General features: G+C 45.9%; 1 protein-coding gene. It reads left to right on the top strand.

Features of this window, described 5'->3' with window-relative positions; translation table 11 throughout:
• Nucleotides 1-145: 145 nt before the first annotated feature.
• On the top strand, nucleotides 146-760 hold the full coding sequence (locus tag H6A32_RS15765; RefSeq protein WP_087169671.1) for a lactate utilization protein: 615 nt from the start codon (nucleotides 146-148) through the stop codon (nucleotides 758-760).
• The last annotated feature ends 439 nt before the right edge of the window (nucleotides 761-1,199 follow it).

Below are 1,199 nucleotides of genomic sequence, written 5' to 3'. Positions count from 1 at the left end.
AAAAGATTCCCGAAGGGACAAAAGAATGCTGTCCCGATTTGATGTAAGGCCAGTATATACCCTCAGTGAGAAAATAACAAGAGAAAAAAAGGGGTGAATTCTGATATAATGAGAGCAGGAGCAAAAGCAGAAGGAGGGAAGACACTTGGGAAACAAAAGCTTTGACAAGGTAGAAAAGAATTTGAAGGAGAGAGGATATCAGGTACGGTGCTTTGACACGGCGCAGGAGGCAGCCCGGTATCTGGATGAGCAGATTGACGGCCGGACAGTTGGCATCGGGGGATCCGTGACAATGGATCAGATAGGAATTTATCCGATGCTGGAAAAACACAATACAGTGTACTGGCATCTGCGGATGCCGCAGGGCATGACTGATGCGGAAGTGCGTGCAAAAGAAAATGCTGCGGAAATCTACCTCTCTTCGGTGAACGGACTTGCCGAGACAGGCGAGATGATCAACATTGACGGACGATGCAACCGGGTGGCGTCCATTTTCTACGGTCATGAGAAGGTGTATCTGGTGATCGGGGAAAACAAGCTGGAGAAAGACTATGACAGCGCGCTGTACCGGGCACGGAATGTGGCGGCTCCGCGCAATGCAAGAAGAGTCGGAGCCAATACTCCTTGTGCAGTAAACATGGACCGCTGTTATGACTGCAGCAGTCCGGACCGGATCTGCCGGGGGCTGTCTGTTTTGTGGGGAAAACCGATAGGAAGCGAGTTTGAAATCCTGCTGATTCATGAGGAACTGGGCTATTAATGTCCGGGAACAGGCGTATTGTTAGAGTCAGCCTTGCGATTTTCACCTTGCTACGGTTGAAAATAAGATGCTTGAGTTCAGAGCCGTAGTTCATTCGTGCCGAATACGGTTGTGAGCAAGTTTGTTGGTGATACAGCGGTAGTTTTACCGGATGAATACGGTTATGAGAAAATTTTTTGAAAATACAGCGGTAGTTTTAAACGGTCTGGTACGGTTAAAAGTGTGTATTCAGAATAAGATAACCGTATTCAAATCGGAAGAAATACCTCTGAAATAGAGCAATCGCTATTTTTAACCGTATTTTGATTCAAATCCGTACGGTTAAGACAGAGCATTTATAAAAAAGAACCGTAATTGCTGCAGGCAGCTTCAGTTGCAATGAAAATAACTTGATAAAAAGAGAGGAAAAAGCGATGATGACAAATAAGGAGATCCTTCG

Origin of the sequence: Drancourtella massiliensis, assembly GCF_016900655.1 — a bacterium.
GTDB lineage: Bacteria > Bacillota > Clostridia > Lachnospirales > Lachnospiraceae > Sellimonas > Sellimonas catena.
This window is presented reverse-complemented; position numbering and strand designations above follow the sequence as displayed.